Origin of the sequence: Pseudonocardia sp. UM4_GMWB1, assembly GCF_017312155.1 — a bacterium.
Classification (GTDB): Bacteria; Actinomycetota; Actinomycetes; order Mycobacteriales; family Pseudonocardiaceae; genus Pseudonocardia; species Pseudonocardia alni.
The window spans coordinates 452,789-476,061 of sequence record NZ_QJPN01000001.1 but is presented as its reverse complement, the minus strand read 5'-3'; the positions used below and the strand labels follow the sequence as shown (position 1 = coordinate 476,061).

At 74.3% G+C, this 23,273-nt stretch carries 20 protein-coding genes and 1 pseudogene; 15 read left to right on the top strand and 6 right to left on the bottom strand.

The window, feature by feature from the left end:
- Window positions 1-28: 28 nt before the first annotated feature.
- Window positions 29-2,842, bottom strand: coding sequence for an MFS transporter (locus DMP15_RS02370; protein WP_337825397.1), 2,814 nt, complete (start codon window positions 2,840-2,842; stop codon window positions 29-31).
- 2 nt (window positions 2,843-2,844) lie between these two features.
- A complete protein-coding gene (locus tag DMP15_RS02365) occupies window positions 2,845-3,330 on the bottom strand; it encodes a MarR family winged helix-turn-helix transcriptional regulator (RefSeq protein ID WP_073573755.1) in 486 nt (161 codons plus the stop codon).
- Window positions 3,331-3,454: 124 nt separating this feature from the next.
- Between DMP15_RS02365 and DMP15_RS02360 the strand changes: the two genes are divergently transcribed.
- The 14 genes and pseudogenes from DMP15_RS02360 (at window position 3,455) to DMP15_RS02295 (ending at window position 18,414) form a co-directional block, all read left to right on the top strand.
- Window positions 3,455-3,736 (top strand): DUF4326 domain-containing protein, encoded by a 282-nt coding sequence (locus tag DMP15_RS02360; protein WP_073573834.1) that lies wholly within the window; start codon window positions 3,455-3,457, stop codon window positions 3,734-3,736.
- The gene (locus tag DMP15_RS02355; protein ID WP_253068946.1) at window positions 3,733-4,980 is read left to right on the top strand and encodes a cytochrome P450; all 1,248 of its coding nucleotides are present in this window, start codon (window positions 3,733-3,735) and stop codon (window positions 4,978-4,980) included. The genes DMP15_RS02360 and DMP15_RS02355 overlap by 4 nt, the downstream gene beginning before the upstream one ends.
- Before the next feature lie 53 nt (window positions 4,981-5,033).
- Window positions 5,034-5,594 (top strand): cupin domain-containing protein, encoded by a 561-nt coding sequence (locus DMP15_RS02350; RefSeq protein WP_100879138.1) that lies wholly within the window; start codon window positions 5,034-5,036, stop codon window positions 5,592-5,594.
- 152 nt (window positions 5,595-5,746) lie between these two features.
- The gene (locus tag DMP15_RS02345) at window positions 5,747-6,142 is read left to right on the top strand and encodes a hypothetical protein (protein ID WP_301549056.1); all 396 of its coding nucleotides are present in this window, start codon (window positions 5,747-5,749) and stop codon (window positions 6,140-6,142) included.
- A gap of 8 nt (window positions 6,143-6,150) precedes the next feature.
- Window positions 6,151-7,029 carry a DNA-formamidopyrimidine glycosylase family protein gene (locus DMP15_RS02340; protein ID WP_100879139.1) on the top strand — a complete coding sequence of 293 codons (879 nt, stop codon included), beginning with the start codon at window positions 6,151-6,153 and terminating at the stop codon, window positions 7,027-7,029.
- Between the two features lie 32 nt (window positions 7,030-7,061).
- A complete protein-coding gene (locus DMP15_RS02335; RefSeq protein ID WP_238589740.1) occupies window positions 7,062-8,273 on the top strand; it encodes a sensor histidine kinase in 1,212 nt (403 codons plus the stop codon).
- 123 nt (window positions 8,274-8,396) lie between these two features.
- Window positions 8,397-9,284, top strand: a complete 888-nt coding sequence (locus tag DMP15_RS02330) for a S49 family peptidase (RefSeq protein WP_073573836.1) — start codon at window positions 8,397-8,399, stop codon at window positions 9,282-9,284.
- A gap of 171 nt (window positions 9,285-9,455) precedes the next feature.
- On the top strand, window positions 9,456-10,304 hold the full coding sequence (locus DMP15_RS02325) for a LytR/AlgR family response regulator transcription factor (protein WP_174525578.1): 849 nt from the start codon (window positions 9,456-9,458) through the stop codon (window positions 10,302-10,304).
- Window positions 10,301-12,715, top strand: a complete 2,415-nt coding sequence (locus DMP15_RS02320) for a hypothetical protein (RefSeq protein WP_337825396.1) — start codon at window positions 10,301-10,303, stop codon at window positions 12,713-12,715. Before DMP15_RS02325 ends, DMP15_RS02320 begins: the two co-directional genes overlap by 4 nt.
- Window positions 12,712-14,469 carry a sodium/solute symporter gene (locus tag DMP15_RS02315; RefSeq protein ID WP_161151579.1) on the top strand — a complete coding sequence of 586 codons (1,758 nt, stop codon included), beginning with the start codon at window positions 12,712-12,714 and terminating at the stop codon, window positions 14,467-14,469. Before DMP15_RS02320 ends, DMP15_RS02315 begins: the two co-directional genes overlap by 4 nt.
- Window positions 14,470-14,685: 216 nt before the next feature.
- Entirely contained in the window at window positions 14,686-15,027 is a 342-nt protein-coding gene (locus DMP15_RS02310) for a DUF485 domain-containing protein (protein WP_100879141.1), read from the top strand.
- Window positions 15,024-16,616 (top strand): annotated as a pseudogene (locus DMP15_RS02305) (solute symporter family protein); the annotation flags it as partial. The gene DMP15_RS02310 and the pseudogene DMP15_RS02305, both read left to right, overlap by 4 nt.
- A 436-nt stretch (window positions 16,617-17,052) precedes the next feature.
- Complete coding sequence (locus DMP15_RS02300; RefSeq protein WP_062399145.1) at window positions 17,053-17,382, top strand: rhodanese-like domain-containing protein; 330 nt, start codon at window positions 17,053-17,055, stop codon at window positions 17,380-17,382.
- A gap of 123 nt (window positions 17,383-17,505) precedes the next feature.
- On the top strand, window positions 17,506-18,414 hold the full coding sequence (locus DMP15_RS02295; protein WP_157818396.1) for a DUF4328 domain-containing protein: 909 nt from the start codon (window positions 17,506-17,508) through the stop codon (window positions 18,412-18,414).
- A gap of 606 nt (window positions 18,415-19,020) precedes the next feature.
- Here DMP15_RS02295 and DMP15_RS02290 read toward each other — a convergent pair.
- From DMP15_RS02290 to DMP15_RS02280, 3 genes are all read right to left on the bottom strand, one after another.
- Window positions 19,021-19,452 (bottom strand): hypothetical protein, encoded by a 432-nt coding sequence (locus tag DMP15_RS02290; protein ID WP_073573761.1) that lies wholly within the window; start codon window positions 19,450-19,452, stop codon window positions 19,021-19,023.
- Between the two features lie 152 nt (window positions 19,453-19,604).
- Window positions 19,605-20,315 carry a hypothetical protein gene (locus DMP15_RS02285; protein WP_073573762.1) on the bottom strand — a complete coding sequence of 237 codons (711 nt, stop codon included), beginning with the start codon at window positions 20,313-20,315 and terminating at the stop codon, window positions 19,605-19,607.
- Between the two features lie 157 nt (window positions 20,316-20,472).
- Complete coding sequence (locus tag DMP15_RS02280) at window positions 20,473-21,711, bottom strand: cytochrome P450 (protein ID WP_337825395.1); 1,239 nt, start codon at window positions 21,709-21,711, stop codon at window positions 20,473-20,475.
- 21 nt (window positions 21,712-21,732) lie between these two features.
- Between DMP15_RS02280 and DMP15_RS02275 the strand changes: the two genes are divergently transcribed.
- Entirely contained in the window at window positions 21,733-22,662 is a 930-nt protein-coding gene (locus DMP15_RS02275) for a DUF5926 family protein (protein WP_073573764.1), read from the top strand.
- A 65-nt stretch (window positions 22,663-22,727) separates the two neighbouring features.
- Here DMP15_RS02275 and DMP15_RS02270 read toward each other — a convergent pair whose 3' ends face one another.
- Window positions 22,728-23,264, bottom strand: coding sequence for a ferritin (locus DMP15_RS02270; RefSeq protein WP_083657986.1), 537 nt, complete (start codon window positions 23,262-23,264; stop codon window positions 22,728-22,730).
- Window positions 23,265-23,273: the final 9 nt, after the last annotated feature.

The following is a 23,273-nucleotide window of genomic DNA, read 5'->3' as shown; positions in this document are numbered from 1 at the left end:
CGTTCCACGTGGAACACGGACGGGTGGGTCAGCGGTGCGCCTCGCCCCGCAGACCCTGCTCGCCCTCCCGGACGTGCCGGCCGTTCTGCAGCCCGTTGCCGTCGACCGTCGGGGACGGGGCGCCGTTCCTGGACGCCTGCCCGTCGAGCGGGAGCGGGAACTCCACGTCGGAGTGGGTCACCCGGCCCGGCTCGAGGGCGACCACGTTCGCGACCGGGGCGTAGCCGCTGGTCGCGAGGGTGTAGCTGCCCGCGGGCAGGCCCTCGAACGCGAAGGTCCCGTCCGGGCCGGACAGCCGCGACCCGACGACGGCGCCCTCGGCGTCGATCAGCGTGGCCAGTGCGTGCGCCACCGGGTGCCCGTCGGGCGCCGCGGTGACCCGGCCGGTGAGCCGGGAGCGCTGCGGCAGCCGCAGGTCCTGGACCGCCGTGCCGGAGCCGGGCACCTCGACGCCGACCGCCACCGGGTCGACGCCCTCGCCGGCGGCGGTGAGCGTGTAGCGCCCGGCCGGGACGCCGTCGAGCGCCCAGCGGCCGCCCTCACCGGATCGGCCTGCCGCGGCGACGTCGCCGCCGTGGTCGATCAGCGAGACGGTGACCCCGGGCAGCGGGGTGCCCGCGGCGTCGAGCACGGTGCCGCGGATGCCGCTGCTGACCGACAGCCGCACGTCGTGGCGGACCGGCTCGGTGCCGACCGAGACGGTCGCGGCGTGCGGCGGCAGCGTCGACGAGGCCGCGACGACCAGGAAGCGTCCGGGCTGGTCGACGGCGATGCGGTAGTGGCCGTCGTCGTCGGTCGTGGTGCGACCGACCTGGTCGCCGGACAGCCGGGTGACGGTGACGACCGCCCCGGGGACCGGCGCGCCGGCGCCGCCCTGGACCCGTCCGGTGACGGCCGGGCCGTCGCCGCCCGTGGAGTGCAGGTGGTCCAGGCCCGCGGCCGCGGCGGCGTCACCGACGGTGCCGTTGTGCGGACGCGGCTGGGGCTTCGGCCGGGGCGCCGGGTGCGGCGGCTCCTGCCGGGCGACGACGGGCAGCGGCGTGGTGGGCGGCGCGATGTCCGCTCCGCGCCCACCGCCGTCGACCCGCCCGGCCGGGGCGGGGGCCGGGGCGACCGTCCCGAGCGCCTCTGTCGGGACCGACGCGGCGGCGGCACCCTCGCCCGCGGCCTCGGCCCGGGCGGCCTGCGCACCGGACATGGTGCGCAGCGGCAGCTCCTTGACGAACAGCACCAGGACGAAGGCCACCGCGATCACGCAGGCCGCGATGAAGAACGCCAGCGTCATCGCGCTGGTGAAGCCCTCCTGGAACGGTGCGGCCAGCCGCGGGTCGATCCGCTGCAGGAAGGAGGAGTCGGCCAGCACCGAGGTGGACAGGCCGCCGGCCTGACCGGACTGCAGCGCCCCGACGACCTGCGCGTTGGCCGGGTCGGCCGCGACGGCGGGGTCGGTCAGCGCGGCCCGGAACGAGCTCGTGCCGAGCGCGGCGCGGATGGCGTCGGCGATCTTGTCGCCGGCGGTGGAGAACACCACCGACAGGAAGATCGCGGTGCCCAGCGTGCCGCCCATCTGCCGGAAGAACGTCACCGAGGAGGTGGTGACACCCATGTCGCGGGCGGGCATCGCGTTCTGCACGGCGAGCACGAGGGTCTGCATGCACAGACCCAGGCCGAGACCCAGCAGGGCCATGGTCAGGTCGAGCTGCCAGATCGGGATCGACGGCGTGACGGTCTGCCACAGCAGCACCATCGCGATCGTGATGAACGCGGTGCCGATCACCGGGAAGATCTTGTAGCGGCCGGTGCGGGAGGTCAGCTGGCCGGAGAGGATCGACGCGACCATGATCCCGCCGACCAGCGGCAGCATCATGAAGCCGGCCTCGATGGGCGTCGCGCCGTGCACGATCTGCAGGAACTGCGGCAGCAGCGCGATGCCGCCGAACATCGCCATACCGATGAGCAGGTTGAGCACCGCGGACAGCGAGAAGATGCCGGTGCGGAACAGCCGCAGCGGCAGCAGCGCGGCGTCGCCGTAGGCACGCTCGGCCAGCAGGAACAGCAGCAGGCCGACGCCACCGATGACGTAGCAGACGATCGACGAGGTGGAGCCCCAGCCCCACTCGCGGCCCTGCTCGGCGACGATCAGCAGCGGCACCAGGCACAGCGCCAGCGCCAGCGCGCCGGGCCAGTCGATCCGTGCGGGCCGCGGGACGTGCGGGATGTTCAGCACCCGCTGGACGACGACCAGCGCGACGAGCCCGATGGGCACGTTGACCAGGAAGATCCAGCGCCACCCGTCGATGCCGACGATGGTGTCCACACCGGACAGCAGGCCGCCGATGACCGGGCCGATCACGCTCGAGGTGCCGAACACGGCCAGGAAGAAGCCCTGGTACCGGGCACGTTCGCGCGGCGGCACGATGTCGCCGAGGATCGTCAGCGCCAGCGACATCAGGCCGCCGGCGCCGAGGCCCTGCAGCGCGCGGAACGCGGCCAGGGAGTACATCGACCAGGCCAGGGTGCAGGCCACGGACCCGATCAGGAAGATCGTGATCGCGGTCATGAACAGCGGCTTGCGGCCGAAGATGTCGGAGAGCTTGCCGTACAGCGGCGTGGTGATGGTGCTGGTGATGAGGAAGGCCGTCGTCGCCCACGCCTGCAGGTTGAGGCCCGACAGGTCGTCGGCGATGGTGCGGATCGCGGTCGAGACGACCGTCTGGTCCAGGGCGGCCAGGAACATGCCCAGCATCAGTCCACCCAGGACGGTCAGGATCTGCCGGTGCGTCAGCTCGCCGTCGCCGGAGGTGGCGACGGGGCGCTGCGCACTGGCGGCAGCGGTGGACATTCTCAGGACTCCTGTGCTTCGAAGGTCTGGTAGTCGTCGAGGAAGCGGCCGAGCAGTCCGGTGAGGGCCTGCCGGTCGTCGGGGCTCCACGCGGCCAGCACGGTGGCGATGACGTGCGCGCGACGGCGTCGCTCGGTCTCGATCACGCGGACGCCCTCGTCCGTCGCGGCGAGGAGGGAGGCGCGCCCGTCGCCGGGGTCGGCGCGCCGCTCGATGAGACCCGCCTTGACCAGGCCGGACACCTGTCGGCTGATCGTGGAGGGGTCGGAGTGGAAGGTGGCGGCGACCTCGCCGGCCCGTTGCGGGCCGCCGAAGTGGAGATGGGCCAGCACGTGGTACGCGGCCATGTCGACGATCATCTCGGGGCGGTGCCGTTCACCGGACCGCTTCACCTGGCGGACCAGCAGGAACAGCTCCCGGACGATCGAGTCGGCGAGCTCCAGGTCGGCGTCGGCGGGCTCGGCGGCGGCAGCGTGTGCGGTGCTCATCGCGGACCCCCTCTCGGTAGTGCATGTATCACGCAACTAGTTGACTCGCGCAAGCATGCGCCGATGCGTTGCGCAATGCAAAGCGATTGGCCGTGAGCTGCGCCACCTGATTACGGTGCGGTTCGTGAGCACTCCACAGCGGATCCGGCTGCGTCGCACGAAGGGGTGGCGCAAACCCGACGGCGCGGTGCTCGTCACCCGGCCCGGACCGTGGGGCAACCCCTTCGACGTGCGTGAGATGGGGCGGGCACCGGCCATCGCCGCGCACCGCCGCTGGCTGCTCGACGAGCGCCCCGACCTGGTCGAACGGGCCCGGGTCGAACTCGCGGGCAAGGACCTGTGCTGCTGGTGCGCCGAGGACGTGCCCTGCCACGCGGACACGCTGATCGAGGTGGCGAACCGGTGAGCGGCCCCGATGGGGTCGACCCGGACGAGATCGACACCGATGTGTTCGACCCGCGCGTGTTCGCCCGCGGGGTGCCGCACGATGCGCTGCGGCTGCTGCGCGACGCCGCGCCCGTCTCCTGGCAGGACGAGCACGCCGTCGGCCCGTGGCCGGCCGGACCCGGGTTCTGGGCCGTCACCCGCTACGACGACGTCCGGCACGTCCTGCGCAGCCCGGCCGACTACTCGTCGTCGCTCGGGGCGACGCAGATCCGCGACCCCGACCCGGCCGACCTGCCGTTCCTGCGCCGGATGGTGCTCAACATGGACCCGCCGGAGCAGGTCCGGCTGCGGACGCTGGTCACCGGGGCGTTCACGCGTCGTCGGCTGGAGGGGTTCGCCGCCACGGTGCAGCGCCGCGCCGACGCGCTCCTGGACGCCGTGCGCGACGACGGCGGCTGCGAGCTCGTCGGGCAGGTCACCGACGAGTTCCCGCTGCAGAACCTGTCCGACCTGCTCGGCGTGCCGGTCGAGGACCGCCCGATGCTGCTGCACTGGACGAACCGGGTGATCGGCTACCAGGACCCGGACCACGCGGCCGAGGGTCCGCCGGTGAACCCGCGCTCCCCGGCCGCGCTGGCCGACATGTTCGGCTACGCCGACGCCCTCGCCGAGCGCAAGCGCGCCGAGCCCGACGACGACGTCATGACCGCGCTGGTGCACGCCGAGGTCGACGGCCGCGCACTCACCGGCCCTGAGCTGCACATGTTCTTCTTCCTGCTGGTCATCGCGGGCAACGACACGGTGCGCAGCGCGCTGCCGGGCGGGGTGCTCGCGCTCGTCGGGCACCCCGACGCCTACACCCGCCTGCGCGCGGAACCGGGTCTGCTGCCGTCGGCGATCGAGGAGATCCTGCGCTGGCACCCGCCGGTGCTGACGTTCCGCCGGACCGCCACCCGCGACCACGTCCTGAACGGGGCGGAGATCGCGGCGGGGGACAAGGTCGTCGTCTACCACTGCTCGGCGCACCGCGACGAGCGCCGCTTCGCCGACCCGGACACCGTCGACATCACCCGCTCCCCGAACGAGCACCTGGCGTTCGGGCAGGGGCCGCACCTGTGCCTGGGCGCGCACTTCGCCCGGATGCAGATGCGGGCCTTCCTCGCCGCGTTCCTGCGCCTGCCGCCGGCCCGGCTCGACGGGGAGGTGCGCCGGCTGACCTCCAACTTCATCAACGGGACGACCCGGCTGCCGCTCGCGTGGTGATCGGCCACTAGCGTGCGGTGCGATCACGCATCGCGCCCGGAGGGACACCGCCCGTGCCGCTCGCCCGTCACCTTCTCGGACCGGCCCTGCTGGTCGCGACCGCCGCCCTGCTCGCGGGGTGTGCCCAGCCGGGGCAGCTCGGCCACGAGTCCGACGCCGCACCCTCCGACGGGACGACCGTCGAGATCGTCCCGGCCGACCGGTCCGCGGCGCCGACCACCTCCGCGGCCGCCCCCGGTGGCCCCGAGGTTCCCGGTGTGACCGCGGCCCAGGCGGGTTCCGACGCGGTGGGCCGCCTGGACCGCCCCGTCGACATCTCCACGCCCGGTCCCGCCGAGCTTCTCGTGCGCACCGAGGTGCTGCAGCCGGGCCAGGCGAGCGGCTGGGTCCGCCACCCCGGCACGGTGATCACCGTCGTGCGGTCCGGCACGGTGACCGTGCAGCGCGCCGACTCCTGCGAGCCGCGCCCGTTCGGCCCGGGGGAGGCGTTCTTCCTGGAGGACGGCAGGCCCAACGAGCTGCGCAACGACGGCCCGGACCCGGTCGTGCTGACCCGCTCGGAGCTGCTGGCCCCCGGCGCCCCCGAACGCGAGCCCGTCGAACCCGCCTGCTGAGACCCCGCGCGGCCCCGCACCGCCGGGTGGCCCGCGCGCGGGTACTCGGTTCTGTCGGCCCCCTGTGGGAACATCGTGGGCGGTACCGGGGCAGGGGAGCGGACACCTTGACGACGAAGACGGTCATCGCGGCGGACTACCGTGAATGGCAGGTGAGCCGGCGGATCGAGTGGACCACGCCGGCGGTCGGTGACGAGTTCGAGCACGACGTCGACGCGGGTAACGGCGCGGTCGTGCTGATCCTCGGCACGCTGGTGTTCTTCTGGCTGGTCCTCGTCGTCTGGGTGCCCGGCGGGGTGGTCTTCCCCTGGTTCTACTGGCTCGTCGTCATCGTCGGACTGGGTTTCTTCCCGTTCCGCTGGCTGCTGCGCAGGCCGTTCACGATCACCGCGAAGACCCAGGGCGGCTACGACCTGCCCCCGGAGAAGTGGACGGGCATGGTGCGCGGGCTCGCCACCGCACGCGAGGAGACCAAGGTGGTCGTGCGCAGCCTCAAGAACCGCTCGACGCCCGGCCACGCGGACAGCCCGCTGCAGCCGATCAACTAGGAGTCGCGGTGCCCGAACTGCCCGAGGTGGAGGCCCTGGCCCACCACCTGCGTGAGCACGCCGTGTACCGCCCGGTGGCCCGGGTGGACCTGGCCTCGATGAGCGCGCTGAAGACGTTCGACCCACCGGTGTCGGCGCTGGTGGGCCGGGTGGTGACCGGGGCGTCGCGGTTCGGGAAGTTCCTGTCGGTCGACTTCGACGACCGCCCCGACACCGGCCCGCTGCACCTGGTCACGCACCTGTCCCGGGCCGGCTGGCTGCGCTGGCACACCACGGCGGGCGTCACCCCGCCCAAGCCGGGCCGCGGCCCGTTGCAGCTGCGGGTTCACCTCGACCAGGTCGGCGGGCCGGGCTTCGACCTCACCGAGCAGGGCACCCAGAAGCGGCTCGCCGTGTACCTGGTGGAGGACCCGGCGCAGGTCCCGGGCATCGCGAAGCTGGGGCCGGACGCGCTGGAGCTGGGCCGGGCCGGTCTCGACGAGCTGCTCGACGGTGACAACCGCAGGCTCAAGACGCTGCTGGTCGACCAGTCCACGCTCGCCGGCATCGGCAACGCCTACTCCGACGAGATCCTGCACACCGCGCGCCTGTCGCCCTACGCCACGGCGTCCCGGCTCGACGCCGCCGCCCGGGACACCCTGTTCGAGTCGCTGCACGCCGTGCTGTCCGACGCGGTGGCCCGCTCGGTCGGCCAGGGTGCCGCGGAGCTCAAGGGGGAGAAGCGCTCGGGGCTGCGGGTGCACGCCCGCACCGGACTGCCCTGCCCGGTCTGCGGCGACACCGTGCGCGAGGTGTCGTTCGCGGAGAGATCGTTCCAGTACTGTCCGACCTGCCAGACCGGGGGGAAACCGCTCGCCGACCGCCGCCTGTCCCGGTTGGTGCGCTAGTGGCGGGCGCGGGAACGGGGGTGCTCGCAGTCGTGGACGGATCCACCACGCTCACCCCGTCCATGGCGCTGCTGCTCGTGGTGGCGGTCGTCGTCGGCGTGGTCGCGGTGTTCTTCTTCCTGTGGCAGCGCAACCGGCGCAACACGATGGTCTCGCCGCTGGCCAAGGCCACGTTCTCCGCGCTGCACACGGTCGCGCTGGCCGCGCCGGTGCTGCGCGAGGGGCTGTCGTCGCGCTCGGCGTCGCAGGCGCTGCCGTATCTGCGCCAGCTGCTGGAGACCACGGCGATGGCGATGACCGACTCCCGCGGGACGGTCCTGGGCTGGGACGGCACCGCCGACCAGCACCAGCAGGACGTGCAGACGCTCGCCGACACGGTCGTCCGGACCGGCCGGATGGAGCTGATGAGCCACACCTCCATCAAGTGCAACCAGCCCGGCTGCGAGGTGCGGGGGATCGTCGTCGTCCCGCTGGAGAGCGACGGCACCATCATCGGCACGCTCGCCGCGCTCACCCCGTCGACGGCGGGTCCCCCGGTGCTGCGGGCCACCGGCGAGGTCGCGCGCTACGTGTCCAGCCAGCTGGAGCTCGCCGAGCTCGACGACTCCCGGGCGCGGCTCAACCGCGCCGAGGTCCGCGCCCTGCGCGCCCAGATCTCGCCGCACTTCGTCTACAACGCGCTCACCACGATCGCCTCGTTCATCCGCACCGACCCGGCGCGCGCCCGTGAGCTGCTCATCGAGTTCGCCGACTTCACCCGGTACTCGTTCCGCTCGGCCGGTGAGTACACGACGCTGCTCGACGAGCTGAACAACATCGAGCGCTACGTCCGGCTGGAGAAGGCCCGCTTCGGGAACCGGCTCAACATCAAGCTCCAGATCGACCAGGAGGTGCAGAACGTCGTCCTGCCCTTCCTCGCGCTGCAGCCGCTGGTGGAGAACGCGGTCCGGCACGGGTTGTCCGGCAAGCCCAACGGCGGCACCGTCACCATCCGGGCGGAGAACGCCGGGTCGGAGTGCGTGATCGTCGTCGAGGACGACGGCGTCGGCATGGACCCGGCCCGGCTCAACGAGGATCTCGACGACGCCCACCTCTCCGGCGCGCACGTCGGCCTCGGCAACGTCGACGACCGCATGCGCTCGGCCTTCGGCGACAACTTCGGCCTCGTCGTCGACACCAACATCGGCGCCGGTATGAAGATCACGCTGCGCGTCCCGAAGTTCCGGGCGGGCATCCGGGCCTGACCGGCGGGCATCCGTGGGACCCTCCGGCGATCCGCTGGGCCGTACGGGTGACATGAGTGGTCGCGAGCTGTGCCGATCCGGTCACACCACGTCACCCTGTGCTCGCGCGTACGGTGGGACGGCATGGACGTCCTGCGTATTCCCGCGGCGGTGACCTCCCGTCTGCCCGGCAGGCTGGGTGAGTCGGTCGGCCCTCCGGTGGTGTCGGTCGTGCGGATGCAGGGCGTCATCAGCGCCCAGGCCGCGCCGGTACCGCGGCAGGTGCTGAACCTCTCCTCGATGGAGAAGGTGCTGGAACGGGCGTTCGCGCCCGAGCGGCTCGCCGCCGTCGCACTGGTGATCAACTCCCCGGGCGGCTCGCCGACCCAGTCCCAGCTGATAGGGGACCGCATCCGCTCGCTGGCGGCGGAGAAGGACGTGCCGGTGCTCGCGTTCTGCGAGGACGTCGCCGCGTCCGGTGGCTACTGGCTGGCCTGCGCCGCCGACGAGATCTACGCCTGCTCCACCTCGATCGTCGGCTCGATCGGCGTGATCAGCGCCGGGTTCGGGCTCGACGGCCTGATCGAGCGGTGGGGTGTCTCCCGGCGGCTGCACACCGCGGGCGGGTCGAAGTCGCGGCTGGACCCGTTCCTGCCCGAGCGGTCCGAGGACGTCGCCTGGCTCACCGGCCTGCAGGAACAGCTGCACGACCGGTTCACCGGATGGGTGCGCGAGCGGCGTGGCGACCGGCTCGCGACCGACACCGAGCTGTTCGACGGCGAGGTGTGGCTGGGTGAGCGGGCCCGCGAGCTGGGCCTGGTGGACGGCATCGGCGGTGCCCACGACGTCCTGACCGAACGTTTCCCCGACGCCGAGCAGCGCCCGGTGGAGCAGCGCAGGCCGCTGCTCGCCCGCCTCGGCGCGGGTGGGTCCGCGGCCCGGGCCGGCCTCTCCGGCGGCATCGCCGGGGCCGGGCACGAGCTGTTCTCCGCCCTCGAGACGCGGGCGGCGTGGGCCCGTTACGGGCTGTGACACCGGTGACCGTGCGTACCACGGCCGCGCTGCACCCCGTGTCCGGCCGGTCACCGATCCGGTTCGTGCCCTGGCATCACGCGCGTCGGCACGTCACCATGGTCGCGGCGCCGGGCGATCATCGAGCGGATGGGCTTCCCGGCGCAGGCCCGGAAGCAGGATGAGGAGATCGTGGACAGCAACGACACCACTCGCGGACTGGTCGTTCTCGCGGTGGACGACGAGCAGCCCGCGCTCGAGGAGATGGCCTTCCTGCTCGACGAGGACCCGCGCGTCGCGACGGTCCTCAAGGCCGGCGAGTCCACCGAGGCCCTGCGCATCCTGAACGGCCGCCGGGCCGGGGCGGCCGCGGGAGCCGGCGCGGGGGGCGGCGCGGACGTCGCCGAGCAGACCGACATCGACGCCGTGTTCCTCGACATCCGCATGCCCGGTCTCGACGGCCTGGAGCTGGCCCGGGTGCTGCAGAACATGGCCGTGCAGCCGGCGATCGTCTTCGTCACCGCGCACGACGACCGCGCGGTCGACGCCTACGACGTCGGTGCGATCGACTACCTCCTCAAGCCGCTGCGCACCGAGCGCCTCTCCGCCGCACTCGACCGGATCCTGTCGACCCGTCGCAGCGGGCCGGTCGAGACCGTGCGCGAGGAGACCGGCGGCGACGACGAGGTCATCCCCGTCGAGCTGGCCGGCACCACGAAGCTGGTACCGCGGTCCGCCGTACGCTACGTCGAGGCGCAGGGCGACTACGCCCGGCTGCACACCACCGAGGGCAGTCACCTCGTCCGGATCCCGCTGTCGGTGCTCGAGGACCGCTGGCGCGACGCCGGCTTCGTGCGCATCCACCGCTCGTTCCTGGTGGCGCTGCCGCTGGTCACCGAGCTGCGGCTGGCCGGGTCCGGCTACGTCGTGCGCATCGGATCCGGCCCGGAGACCGCGGAGCTGCCGGTCAGCCGTCGGCACACCCGTGAGCTGAAGGACCGCCTCGTCCGCGCGACCAAGCAGGCGTGGAGCCAGAGGTGAGCAGGTCCACCGGCGGCGTCTCGCCGTCGGTGCGTCCGCAGTCCGACCGGGCCGCGGACGATCTCGACGGGTCCGACCGGCCCGGCACCGAACCCGACGCGACGGCCGCCGGGTCCCGAGCGGACCAGGCCTCCGCCGCGCCCGAGGGGCGTCCGGACCCCGCACGGTCGCGCCCGTACCCCGACGGTGCCGTCGCCGGTCTCGACGCCTGGAACCCGGCGCTCGAGCACCGCAACCGCCGTGTCGCCCTCGCGCCGGAGCCGTCCGGGAACGCCATCCCGGCGCAGCCGCGTGGCTCGTTCGCGTCCGGTCCGCACCCGCGGCCGGCCGAGGGGTACGGCGCGCCCGGGTCCGGGGGAGCGTCCGCCGCGTTGCCGCACGGCCCGGTGCCGGGGTCCGGTGCGCCCGACGACCGGGGGCGGCCCGCGCCGGCGCGGCCGGAGGCCGGTGGCACCCCGTCCGACCGTCCGGCTCCGGGGTCCTCCTCCGGCTCGGCTCGGCCGGTCACCGGTGCGTCCGGCCCCGAGCGGTCCGGGTCCGGCCGCGCCGGTGGCGGCTCCGTGCCGGAAACCGGCCCCCGGCCGACCCCCCGCCCGGAACCGACCGCTGGACCGGGGCCCGCGGCGGCCGTTGCGCGCACCGGGGGTGCTGCTCCGGCCGCGCCTGCACCCGCCGTCGACCCGACGTCCGGCGACCGGACCGTCGGCGACCGGGACGCGACCGCAGCGACCGGGGGCCGCGCCGCCCGCCGGGCCCGCCGCGCGGTCGAGGAACCCGCCGACGACAGCGGCGCCGGCTGGCTCCAGGCCGAGATCGCCCGTCGCGTCGCGGACCGGGCCGGGGGGACCGGCCGGCACGCCCGCGTCGACCCGGCCGGGACGCGGCCGCGGGACAGCGGGCAACCCGACCACCACGACGCTCCGGCCCCCGACCACGGCGACCCGCCCCGCGGTGCGGCCGCCCGTGGCGTCGCGAACCCGGCCGGGACCGCCGGGGCCGCCGCGCCGTCGCCCGCCGCCCTTGCCCCGGCCGACCCGCGCCCGCAGGACGACACCCGGCACGACGGCGCCCCGCGCGACGACGTCCGCACCCCCGACGTCCGCACCCCCGACGTCCGCACCCCCGACGTCCGCGACCCGGACGCCCGCGACTCCGACGCCCCCGACGACCCCGACGCCCCCGACGACCCCGACGCGTGTGAGAGCGACGTCCGGCCGCTCCAGCCCACCCGCTCCCGCCCGGCCCGGACCCGTGCGAACCTCGTGCCGGATCCCTACGCCCCGGAGGGTGTGCGCCCCGGCGACGGCTGGTCGTCCGCCCCGGGGGTGACCCCGGCACCGGGCGTCGCCGACAGCGGGAAGCAGTGGCCCCCCTCGAGCGGCGGCTCCGGTCTGCCCCAGCGAGTCCCGGGCGCGACGTCGTGGTCGAACACCTGGTCCCCCGACCGCAGCGCGCTCCTGGCGGGCACCACCGACACGACCGGCGCCCCCGGGACCGCGGGCGCGACCGGCACGGCAGGCGTCACGGACAGTGCGACCGGCACCGACACGGCCCGCGGCCCGGACACGGCCGACACCCACGGCACGGCAGACGCCGGGATCCCGGCCCGTACCGGGACCGGGGACACGACCGTCGTCGCACCGGCCGACCGGCCGCGTCCCGAGGAGTCCCCCGAGACCGGTCCGGTCCCCACCCGCTGGTCCGCGGCGGGACGGCGCGGCCCCGTCGCACCGGTGCCGTACCGCCTCGCGGACTCCGCCGACCGTGCCGACGACGAGCTGGACGACGACCTCCCCGACGAGGACGAGCTCGACGAGGAGCTCGACGAGTTGCGCGGCGGCCCCCTCGAACGCACCGAGGTCATCTGGCGCGCCCCCGAGGTCGACGTCGTCGCCCCGGCTCCCGAGCCCTCGGTCGAGCCCGGTCCGGAGCCGTTCGCCCCGGCCGCCGCAGCGCCCTACACCGGGGCCCGCCCGCGCCCGTTCTCCGCGGAGCCGACCGACCCGCCCGCGGCCGTCGAGGAGCTCGACGACGCCGACGGCGCGGGGCCCGGCGCCGGGCGCGTCCGCGTCGTGCTCTCCGAACGCCGCTCGACCGCGCAGTCCTCGCGCGGGCTGTCCGACGTGCAGGACCCCGGCGCCGTCGGCACCCTGCTGCGCAACTCACTGGTCCGCACCCAGCTGCTGCTCGCGCTCCGGGTCAGCGTCGTCGCGCTGATCGGGCTGGGCGTGCTGCCCGCGCTGTTCATCGCGGTCCCGGTGATCGGTCAGGTCGAGGTGCTCGGCATCCGGTTGCCCTGGCTGCTGCTCGGCGTGCTCGTCTACCCGTTCCTGCTCGGCCTGGGCTGGTGGTACGTGAGCTCCGCGGAGGCGGCGGAACAGGACTTCGCCGACGACGTGGCCGATCGATGAGCCTGACCGCGATCCTGTCGCTGGTCGCGATCGTCCTGGTGGCGGTGGCGTCCGCCGTGATCGGCTCCGTCGCCCACCGGACCCGGCTGACCTCGGACTTCCTCGTCGCGTCCCGGTCGGTGCCGTCTCGGCTCAACGCCGGCGCGATCTCCGGCGAGTACCTGTCCGCGGCGTCGTTCCTCGGCATCGCGGGGCTGATCCTCGTCCGGGGCGTCGACGCGCTCTGGTACGCCGTCGGCTACACCGCCGGCTACCTGTTCCTGCTGCTGTTCGTCGCCGCGCCGCTGCGCCGGTCGGGCGCCTACACCGTCCCCGACTTCGCCGACGCCCGGCTCGCCTCGCCGGTGCTGCGCAAGGTGTGCACGGCCGTCGTCATCGTCATCTGCTGGCTCTACCTGCTGCCGCAGCTGCAGGGCGCCGGGCTGACCGTCGGCATCGTCACCGGTCTGCCCGACTGGATCGGCTCCGGCGCGGCCGGGGTGATCGTGGTCGCCACCGTCGCGCTCGGCGGGATGCGGTCGGTGACGTTCGTGCAGGCGTTCCAGTACTGGTTCAAGCTGACCGCGCTCGCCGTGCCCGCCGTGATCGGCCTGGCCGTGTGGCTCGGCGACGGCCACACCTTCGCCCGCGACGAGCCGCCGGAGTTCCGCGAGCCCACGACCGTCTCGGTCGGCACGCCGGTGACACTGGAGGCGCGGCTGGCCGTCGACGTCGTCGCCCGCGGCACCGTCGACGGGCAGGCCGTCGACGGCCCGCTCCGCTGGGTCGCCGGGTCCACCCACGAGGTCACCGCCGGGACCGAGCTGCGCTTCGCGGCGGGCGATCCGGTACCGGTCACCCGCGGCGCCCCCACCGACGACGAGAGCTGGCTGCGCCCGTTCACCGGCTCCGAGCAGCACCAGCTGCTCGCGACCTACTCCCTGATCCTCGCCACGTTCCTCGGGACCATGGGCCTGCCGCACGTGCTCGGCCGCTTCTACACCAACTCCGACGGCCGGGCGGCCCGGCGCAGCGCCGTACTCGTCCTGGCGATGCTGGGCGGCTTCTACCTGTTGGTGACCCTGCTCGGCGTGCTGTCGCGGGTCTACACCCCGCAGCTGCTGGTCACCGGCCGCACCGACGCCGCGGTGCTGCTGCTCCCGACCGCGATCCTGGGCAGCGGGCTGCTCGGTGCGCTGGTGGGCGGCCTCGTCGCCGCGGGGGCGTGGGCCGCGTTCCTGTCGACGGCGTCGGGCCTGCTGGTCAGCCTGGCCAGCGTCGTGTCCACCGACGTGCTGCCCCGCCACGGCCGGATGACCCGGCGCTTCCCGCTGGCGACGGTGCTCGCCGGGGTGCCGCCGACCGTCGTCGCGCTCGTGCCGACCGGCCTGAACTTCGCCGAGGCCGTCGCGCTCGTGTTCGCCGTCGCCGCGTCCACGTTCTGCCCGCTGCTGGTGCTGGGCATCTGGTGGCGCGGGCTGACCGACGTCGGCGCGATCGCCGGGGTCGTCGTCGGCGGGGTGGTGTCGGCCGGGGCGGTCGTCGCCGCGCTGGCCGGCGCCGACGTCTCCGGGCTCGGCACGTCGGCCGGCTGGATCGGGGTCCTGCTGTACCGGCCGGCGATCGTCAGCGTGCCGCTGGCGTTCGCGACGATGGCGCTGGTCTCCAACTTCACCCGCGCGCGCCGCCCCGCCGACGCCGGCCAGGTGCTGCTGCGCCTGCACGCACCCGAACGACTGGGTCTCATGCGGGACCGATTGGACGACAGGGCCTGACGGGTCTCCCCCGAATGGGTCTACACAGCGTGACCGTTCGGACGGGTCGATTCCTCCGGACCGGGGTTCTTCGTCGGTAACGGCACGCAACGACGTTCCCCGATGCGATACCCCGTCGTTGTTCCGGGTGAAGTGTGTCCCCCGGGGGCGCGCCGCGGTCCCCCGGCCACGACGCGGCCCGGCTCCCCGCAGCACGACCCGAAAGGAACCGGCGCCATGAGCAGCCCCGCAGAGCGCTCGGCCGGCACGATCTACCAGCAGATCCAGGCGAGTCCCGAGTTCCGGGCGTACCGCAGCCGACTCCGGCGCTACGTGTTCCCGATGACCGCGATCTTCCTCGCCTGGTACCTCGCGTACGTCGGTCTCGCCAGCTACGCCCCAGATTTCATGTCCATCCGGGTCGTCGGGACGATCACGGTCGGGCTGCTCGTCGGCCTCGGCCAGTTCGTCTCCACGTTCCTGATCACGACCCTGTACGTCCGGTTCGCCGAGCGTGAGATCGACGGCCCGACCGCCGAGCTGCGCGCCCGGGTCGAGCAGGCGGAGGTCCGCGCATGACCACGTCGGTACTGGCCCAGGCCGAGTCGGTCGGCTCGGTCGCCGCGAACCTCGGGTTCTTCCTGCTGTTCGTGATCGTGACCCTGATGATCGTGCTGCGGGTCAGCCGCACGAACGCCACGCGTGCCGACTACTACACCGGCGGCCACGCGTTCACCGGCCCGCAGAACGGCACCGCGATCGCCGGTGACTTCCTGTCCGCGGCCTCGTTCCTCGGCATCGCCGGGGCCATCGCGCTCTACGGCTACGACGGCTTCCTCTACTCCATCGGCTTCCTCGTCGGCTGGCTAATGGCGCTCCTGCTCGTCGCGGAGCTGCTGCGCAACACCGGCCGCTTCACGATGGGCGACGTCCTGGCGTTCCGGATGCGCCAGCGCCCGGTCCGCGCGGCCGCGGCGACCTCGACGCTGGTCGTCTCGCTCTTCTACCTGATCGCGCAGATGGCCGGGGCCGGCGGGCTGATCTCGCTGCTGCTGCAGATCCCGAAGACCGACACGCTGTCGCAGGCGCTGGTGATCGTCGTCGTCGGCGGCCTGATGGTCGTCTACGTGCTGTTCGGCGGCATGAAGGGCACCACCTGGGTGCAGATCATCAAGGCCGGGCTGCTGCTCACCGGCGCCGCGGTCATGACGACCTGGGTGCTGGGCCGCTACGGGTTCAACCTGTCCGCGGTGCTGGAGCAGGCCACCGAGAACTCCGAGCGCGGCGAGGCCATCCTCAACCCGGGCCTGCAGTACACGAACAAGATCGACTTCATCTCGCTGGGGCTGGCGCTGGTGCTCGGCACCGCGGGCCTGCCGCACATCCTGATGCGCTTCTACACGGTGCCCTCGGCCAAGGAGGCCCGGCGCTCGGTGGTCTGGGCGATCTGGCTGATCGGCATCTTCTACCTGTTCACGCTGGTGCTCGGCTACGGCGCGACGGCGCTGCTGCCGCCGGGGACGATCACCCGCGCCAACCAGAACGACGCCGCGCCGCTGCTGGCCTACGCGCTCGGCGGCGAGATCATGCTCGGCCTCATCTCGGCGGTGGCGTTCGCGACGATCCTCGCGGTCGTCGCCGGTCTGACGATCACCGCGTCGGCCTCGTTCGCCCACGACGTCTACGCCAACGTGCTCCGCCGCGGCAACGCGACGCCGGAGTCCGAGGTGAAGGTCGCCCGGACGACCGCGCTGGTCATCGGCCTGGTCGCGATCGGCGGCGGGATCGTCGCCAACGGCCAGAACGTCGCCTTCCTGGTCGCGCTGGCGTTCGCCGTCGCCGCGTCGGCGAACCTGCCGACCATCCTGTTCTCGCTGTTCTGGAAGCGGTTCAACACGACCGGCGCGCTGTGCAGCATCTACGGCGGAGTGATCGTCTGCGTGGGCCTCATCGTGATCTCCCCGGCCGTGTCCGGGTCCCCGACCTCGATGGTGCCGAACGCGGACTTCGCGTTCTTCCCGCTGTCCAACCCCGGTCTGGTGTCGATCCCGGTGTCCTTCGCCCTGGGGATCATCGGCACCTTCCTCGGTGGCCGCGAACGGTTCAACGCCGCCCGCTACGCCGAGATGGAGGTCCGCTCGCTCACCGGTGCCGGTGCGGTGCGCGCGACCACCGCGCCGAAGGAGGCGCCGAAGCCGACCGCCGTGCCCGCCGAGGACCTCATCGGGATCCCCCGGCGCGGGGCCGAGGGTTCCGGTCGGCACCGCTCGCAGCCGCGCCCGCAGCCCCGGCCGAACCCGGGGCAGCAGCGTCCGCAGACCAGCCGCCAGGCCGGCGAGCTGTTCGGCAACACCGGGCTGACCGGCACCCAGCCCGCGGTCGGGGCCGACGGGCGTCCGGACCTGTTCGGGACCGGGCGCAGGCCCGGGCCGCAGGGCACCGGCGGGTACCGCCCCGCGCAGGGCACCGGCGGATACCGGGCCGTCCAGCCGCCGCTGGACCCGAACGAGGTGACGATCCCGCACGGGTCGCTCTACCGCGACGACGGCCGCTGACCCGCGCCGCTCACGGCGGGTTGACGGGGCGGCGTGGCAGGATGGCGCCATGTCCGACCCGGTTCCCGCCGTGAGCGTGTCCGATCTCCCCGCCGACGCCCCGATGCTGGACGTCCGCGAGCTCGACGAGTGGACCGCAGGGCACGCCCCGCACGCCCGTCACCTGCCGATGTCCGAGCTGGCCGGCCGGATGGGCGAGGTCCCCACCGACGACCCGCTCTACGTCGTCTGCCGCTCCGGTGGCCGGTCGGCCCGGGTCGTCGCCTACCTCGCCCAGCAGGGCTTCCCGGCGGTGAACGTCGAGGGCGGCATGCAGGACTGGGCCGCCCAGGGCCGCACGGTCGTGACCGACGACGGCAGCGCCCCCCGGATCGCCTGACCCGTGTCCGCGCCGGCGTCCCGACGGCCGGGCCCGCCGTGCCCGCGCTGCGGCCGGACGGCGCCCCCCGGAGGGGGTGCGTTCTGCCCGTGGTGCGGCCGGTACCTGGCCGCCCTGGACTGGGTGGCGACGACGCCCGGTGGGCCGGCCGCCGAGCCCACGGCCCGGCGGGACCGCTACGCCGGCCCGCCCCGCTACCGCGCCGTCCCGCGCTGGGGCCTCCCGGTGGGGCCCTGGCGGATCGCGCCGGTCCCTGGTGAGGGCCCGCTCCGGCCGGTCGACCGGGCCCGCGCGCTGGCCGCGCAGCTCGTGCCCGTGCTGTGGGTGGTCGTCGTCGTGTCGGGGGTCGCCGCCGTCGCCGAGGTGTGGCGGTACGTGCTCCTGCTGTTCAGCCGGTCCGACGCGTTGTCCCCGGAGGCCGTCGGCGTCTCCGACGCGCTGGTGTGGTTCGGCGGCTGGTCCTCGGTGGTGGCGACGATCGCCGCCGGGGTGCTGATGATCTCGTGGAGCCTGTGGACCTACCGGGCCGCCGCGGACCGCGCGGGCACGCGCGCCTGGCGAAGCCGCCGGTGGGTCGTCGCGGGCTGGGTGGTGCCCGGCTGGAACCTGGTCGCGCCCGGTTCGCTGCTGGCCGAGACCGAGCACGCCGCGCTGGACCTGCCGCCGGAACGGCGGCCGTCGCCGTCGCGGGAGCTGCTGGTCTGGTGGGCGCTGTGGGCGGCGTGCGTGGTCCTCGGCGCGGTCGTCCTGGTCTGGCGGTTCCGCACCGGCACCCAGGCGCTGGCCGACGGGGTCGTCCTGCACGCCTGGGCCGACGTGCTCGCCGCGGTCACGGCGTGGCGCACGATCCGGGTCGTCCGCCTGCTCACCGCTCTGCTGGCGACGCGGCCGCAGGGTCCCCGGCAGCTGCTGGTGTCGGCGACGGCGGGTACGGCCGGCGCGGAGCCGGCGGTCCCGGTGGGAGCGGCGGACCCGCAGGCAGCGCCGACGGCGGCACGGGTCCCGACCACGGCGGCGGACCCGGCGGGCTGAACCCGGGCGGAGCCGGCACCCGGGGGGCGTCCGGCCGCACCACCGGTGGGGGTGCCGGTGCGGGTGTCGGGGGAGCCGGCGGCGGCGCGGGAGCGACGGGCGTGGCCGCCCAGCCCGCCGAGCCGGGGCGGACCGCCGTCGACGGGCCCGCGGTCAGCGCGGCGTCGGAGACCTCCTCCAGCAGCTTGCGGACCCGCCGCACGGCCCGGTCGGGGCCGCGCACGACCACCGACAGGGCCAGCCGCCCGCCGTGCGGGTCGGCGACGGTGCGCAGCACGTGCCGGTCCGGTCCCGCCTCCAGGACGAGCCCGAGCCGCCCGCCCGCGTTCGGGGCGAGAGCCAGCGCGATCCGGACGAGCTCGGCGTGCGCCGCGCCGCGGACCTCGTCGCGGTGGTCGTGGGCCGCGGGGACGCCCCGGCCCGTCCGTCCGACGGCGGTGTCGAGCCCGCAGACGTCGAGGACCATCCCGCTGTCCACGTCGAGCAGGGCCGCCGAGCGGATCCGCGGGTCGAAGAACAGCGGCCCCAGTACGGCGGCCAGCCCGTCGGTGCGTACGGCGACGGCGTGCCGGTGACGTCCCATCGGTCGTGTGGGTCGCGGGGGCCTCAGCGCTGCTGGGCGGGGAAGAACGCCTGGCCCTGCTGCTGCGGCGCACCGGCCTGCGGCGAGGACATGGCGAACTGCTGCTCGATGACGCGCAGGTCGCGGCGGGCCATCGCCAGGTTGGCCTGGGCGCGGTTGAGCACGAGGTAGAAGAACAGCTGCTCGTCGGTGCCGCGGATGATCCGGATCAGGTGGTACTGGGTGTCGAGGGTGATCAGGATGTCCTCGATGTTCTCGCGCAGCCCCAGCTTCTGCATGACCTCGAGCTTGGTCCGGACGACCTCGGAGTTCCCGGGCGCGGCGACGTCGAGGTCGAACTCGGGGCTGCCCCCGCGCGACCCCAGGGTCATGCCGCTGTCGAAGTCGACGATCGCGACCGCGAACGCGCCCTTGATGTTGGCGGCCATGTCCAGGGAACGATCGATGTTGTTCATCTCAAGAGCCTTCCGCGCGGCAGTCGCCGCGACGATCTCGGGGAGTCCGCGCCGCGATCCCGTTCCGCATTCCGCGGAAATTGATCTCAGTACTTTACGGCGCCGGGGCGGACAACGATAACGCGCAATTCCGGAGCGTCAACACCCCGTCGTCACCCTGTGGTCGACGACGGGTCCAGACGGCGCAGCGCGGCGAGGATCCGAGCCATGGTGCCCAGGTCGTCGGCCCACCGGCCGCCCTCGGGGACGGCTCCGGCGTGCGCGTCGTCACCCTCGGCCGCGGCAGGGGGCTCGGACGGCTCGGCGGGGCCGGGCGCGCGTCGGGGGAGCGGGACGGCCGGTCCCGGGGTGCGCTCGGCGTCCGGTACCGGCGACGGCCTCGGTACCGCGATCGTCGCCGGTGCGGTGTCCGCGGGCCCGGGCGGCGACACCACGGGCGCGGCCGGTCGGGCCCGCATCACCGGACGTGCCGGGGCTGCGGCCGGGTCGACAGCAGGCGTTGCGACCTGCGGATCCGTCCGTGCCGGGGCTGTCGCGGGTGGGCGCAGTGCCCGCCGGAGGAGCGCGACCGGGCTGCCGGACCGGTCGAGGTGGGCGTAGGCGAGCAGCGGGGCCGCGCCGTCGCGGGGCAGCGCGCGCAGGAGATGGTGGTCGCCCTCCCGGGTGGTGATCACCGCGTCCTCGAACACCGGTCCGTCGGCGACGACCTGCGCGGCGCCCCAGCCGAGCACCCCGGCGAGGCCGGGCACGGCACGCCCGCCGGCGTCCGCGACGAGCTCGCCCGTGGTGGGGTCGGCGACGCAGGTGTACCCCGTCCCCGGCACGGCGAGAACGGTCCGCAGCAGTTCCGACCACGATTCCATCGTCGTCGATTCCACCATGTCGTCCGATGGTCGTCGACGTCGGTTCCGGTCGTTCTTGACGCCCCTTTTTCGTCGCTGATTGCGCGGCGCCGTCGACAATTCGCCGACGGCTCCCAGGAATGGACCGTTCGGCTCTCGGATCATTGCGGCATTCGGTTCATCGGACGGTGTGGGCGGTCAGCCGCAGCTCCGCCCAGCCGCGCATGACGAACCGTGGCCGCCGGGCCGGCGCGCCGTCGACGACGGCGTCGGGCAGGCGTTCCAGCAGTGCGCGCAGCACCTCGGCGATCTCCAGCCGGGCCAGCGGGGCGCCCAGGCAGTAGTGCACCCCGGCCCCGAAGCCCAGGTGGGGGTTGGGGGAGCGGCCGACGTCGAGGCGGTCGGCGTCGTCGCCGAAGACGGACGGGTCGCGCCCCGCCGCGCCGAGCAGCGTCGCGATCCGGGTGCCCGCCGGGACCGGGTGGCCGGCCACCGTGGTGTCGACGACGGCGGTCCGCTCGAACAGCTGCAGCGGTGCGTCGAAGCGGATCAGCTCCTCGACGGCCGTTCCGACCAGTCCGGGGTCGTCGAGCAGCCGCTGCCACTGGTCCGGGTGCCGTAGCAGGGCGTGCACGCCGTTCCCGACGACGTTGACCGTCGCCTCGTGCCCGGCCATCAGGAGCAGCACTGCGGTGCCGACGAGCTCGTCCTCGTCGAGCCGGACGGACGGCGACCCGGCGTCGCGGACGGCGAGCAGGTCGGTGATCAGGTCCGGTCCCGTGCCGGTGTCCCCGGCGGGGGCGGCGCGGCCGGACCGGCGCTCGTCGACCAGTTCCCGCAGCAGCGCCGTGAAGTCGGCCGACGCCCGCTCGGCCGCGCGACGGCCGTCGTCGCCGGGGTCGGGCTCGTACATCCGCACGATCGCGTCGGACCAGTCCCGCAGCGGCGCCCGACGGTCCTCCGGCACGCCGAGCAGGTCGGCGATCACGGCGACCGGCAGCGGTGCGGCGACGAGCTCCACCAGGTCGGCGGGGACGCCGTCGCGGATGCGGGCCACCAGGTCGTCCACCAGGGCCCCGGCCCGCGCCCGCACCAGCGGGGCCAGCCGCTCGGTGTGGCCACGGGCGAACGCCGAGGCCACCAGGCGTCGCAGCCGGGTGTGCGGCTCGCCCTCACGCTCCAGCAGCGAGCTGCGGTGCAGCAGGTTGAACGCGGCCAGCTCGGCCGCGGGCACGGCGTCGGACCAGATGCGGCCCAGGCCGCGGTCGCGTAGCACGGCGGAGCAGGCCGCGTGCGTCACCGCGACCGGGACGCCCAGACCGGGGTGGTCGTGGACCGGCCCGGCGGCGCGCAGGGCGGCGTAGGCGGGGTAGGGGTCGGCGAGGAAACCGGGGTCGGCCGGATCGAAGACATGCACGACCCGCTACCTTGCCCGGCGATGGGTAAGAAGACGCGCAACCGTGCCAGCACCGCCGACGCGGGGGACAACCCGCGCCGGCCGTGCCCCTGCGGCTCCGGCAAGCGGTACAAGGCCTGCCACGGCGCCGGTGACGACGTGATCGTCATCCGGCCGTTCGAGGGCCTCGCGGCGGAGCCCGACCTCGTCGCCATGCGGGAGTTCCTCCCCTCGGCGACGGCGGCCCTCCCGGTCCGCTCCGGCGGCTCGGTCACGCTGGCCTCGGTGCTGCCGGGCGCGTCCGCCGCGATCGTCCGCGACAACGGCGAGGTCCTGCTCGGCATGCAGGTCCAGACCCGCTCCGGGGACCTCTCGGCCGACCTGGCCGGGGCGCTCGCCTGGGCGCGCTCGGCCGAGCCGGGATCGTCGCTGCCGGTCGTCGGCGCCGGGCGGCACACCGGCGAGCGGCTGCAGGACGTGCTGGAGCCCGGCACACCGCTGGAGCCGACGGTGCACGCCGACTTCGCGTGGTGGCTGCCGTCGGAGAGCCCGGACCCCGAGGCCCAGGCGATGCTGGAGCGTGCCAACTCGGTGATCATGCCGACCGAGGCGGTCACCGCCGACGGCGTGCGTGGCGCGTACTGGGTCGACACCGGGTCCAAGGCGCACGTGCGCTGGGTGCGGACCGAGGACGAGACGACGCTGATGGCGGCGCTGGCGCGGCTGTCCGGCCAGGGCGGCCTGGAGCTGGGCGAGGGTTCCCGCTACGCCGGGTCGTTCCGGGCGCACGGGCTGCTCGTGCCGGTCTGGGACGTCGACCGGGAGATGCACTCCTCGGAGTGGGCGGGTCCCGCCGCGGAGTTCGCGAAGCGGCTCGACGAGGCGGTGGCCGGGCTGGACGCCACGCCGCTGACCGAGTCCGAGCACCGGGCGCGCGACGTGCTCGCGGGCAAGCAGATCACCCTGCGCTAGACGGCCGCGGGCCCCGGCGCTCCCGCGAGGAGCGCCGGGGCCCGGGTCGGACCGACGAGGGGTTCCTACAGGGCGCCGCCCGCGGCGGCCGGGGCGGTCGCGTCGGCGGCGTCGCCGCGCGCGAGCTCGCGGGCCACGAAGTCCTCGACGTGGAACAGGTCGTCGCCGGCGCGGCGCACGATGGTGAGCAGCGTCGTCATCGAGGCGACCTCCTCCACCTGCTCCTTCAGGAACCACTGCAGGAACTGCTCGCCGAGGTAGTCGTCCTCGTCGCGGGCGGTGCGGGCCAGCGTGGTGATCTGCTCGGTGACCTGCTTCTCCTGGGTCAGCGCGAGCTGCACCAGCTCCTCGACCGAGGCGAAGTCGTTCTGCACCTCGCCGACCGAGGGGATGGTTGCCGTGAGGTCGTTGTCCAGCTGGTACTGGACCATCATCATCGCGTGGTTGCGCTCCTCGACGGCCTGCGCGTAGAAGTGCGCGGCCAGCTGCGGGAGGTCGGCGTCGTCGAGCCAGACGGCGATCGCGAGGTACTGCTGGGCGGCGGTGAACTCGCTCCGGACCTGGTCGCGGAGCAGGGCGTGGAACTTCGATTCGTCGGTCATGTCTTCCAG

Excerpts from the sequence above, each read along its gene's own strand:
- DMP15_RS02285 (WP_073573762.1), bottom strand. The coding sequence starts at position 20,315 with ATGGAATCGTGGTCGGAACTGCTGCGGACCGTTCTCGCCGTGCCGGGG.
- DMP15_RS02365 (WP_073573755.1), bottom strand. The coding sequence starts at position 3,330 with ATGAGCACCGCACACGCTGCCGCCGCCGAGCCCGCCGACGCCGACCTG.
- DMP15_RS02315 (WP_161151579.1), top strand. The coding sequence starts at position 12,712 with ATGAGCCTGACCGCGATCCTGTCGCTGGTCGCGATCGTCCTGGTGGCG.
- DMP15_RS02290 (WP_073573761.1), bottom strand. The coding sequence starts at position 19,452 with ATGAACAACATCGATCGTTCCCTGGACATGGCCGCCAACATCAAGGGC.
- DMP15_RS02270 (WP_083657986.1), bottom strand. The coding sequence starts at position 23,264 with ATGACCGACGAATCGAAGTTCCACGCCCTGCTCCGCGACCAGGTCCGG.
- DMP15_RS02300 (WP_062399145.1), top strand. The coding sequence starts at position 17,053 with ATGTCCGACCCGGTTCCCGCCGTGAGCGTGTCCGATCTCCCCGCCGAC.
- DMP15_RS02330 (WP_073573836.1), top strand. The coding sequence starts at position 8,397 with ATGGACGTCCTGCGTATTCCCGCGGCGGTGACCTCCCGTCTGCCCGGC.
- DMP15_RS02370 (WP_337825397.1), bottom strand. The coding sequence starts at position 2,842 with ATGTCCACCGCTGCCGCCAGTGCGCAGCGCCCCGTCGCCACCTCCGGC.
- DMP15_RS02275 (WP_073573764.1), top strand. The coding sequence starts at position 21,733 with ATGGGTAAGAAGACGCGCAACCGTGCCAGCACCGCCGACGCGGGGGAC.
- DMP15_RS02310 (WP_100879141.1), top strand. The coding sequence starts at position 14,686 with ATGAGCAGCCCCGCAGAGCGCTCGGCCGGCACGATCTACCAGCAGATC.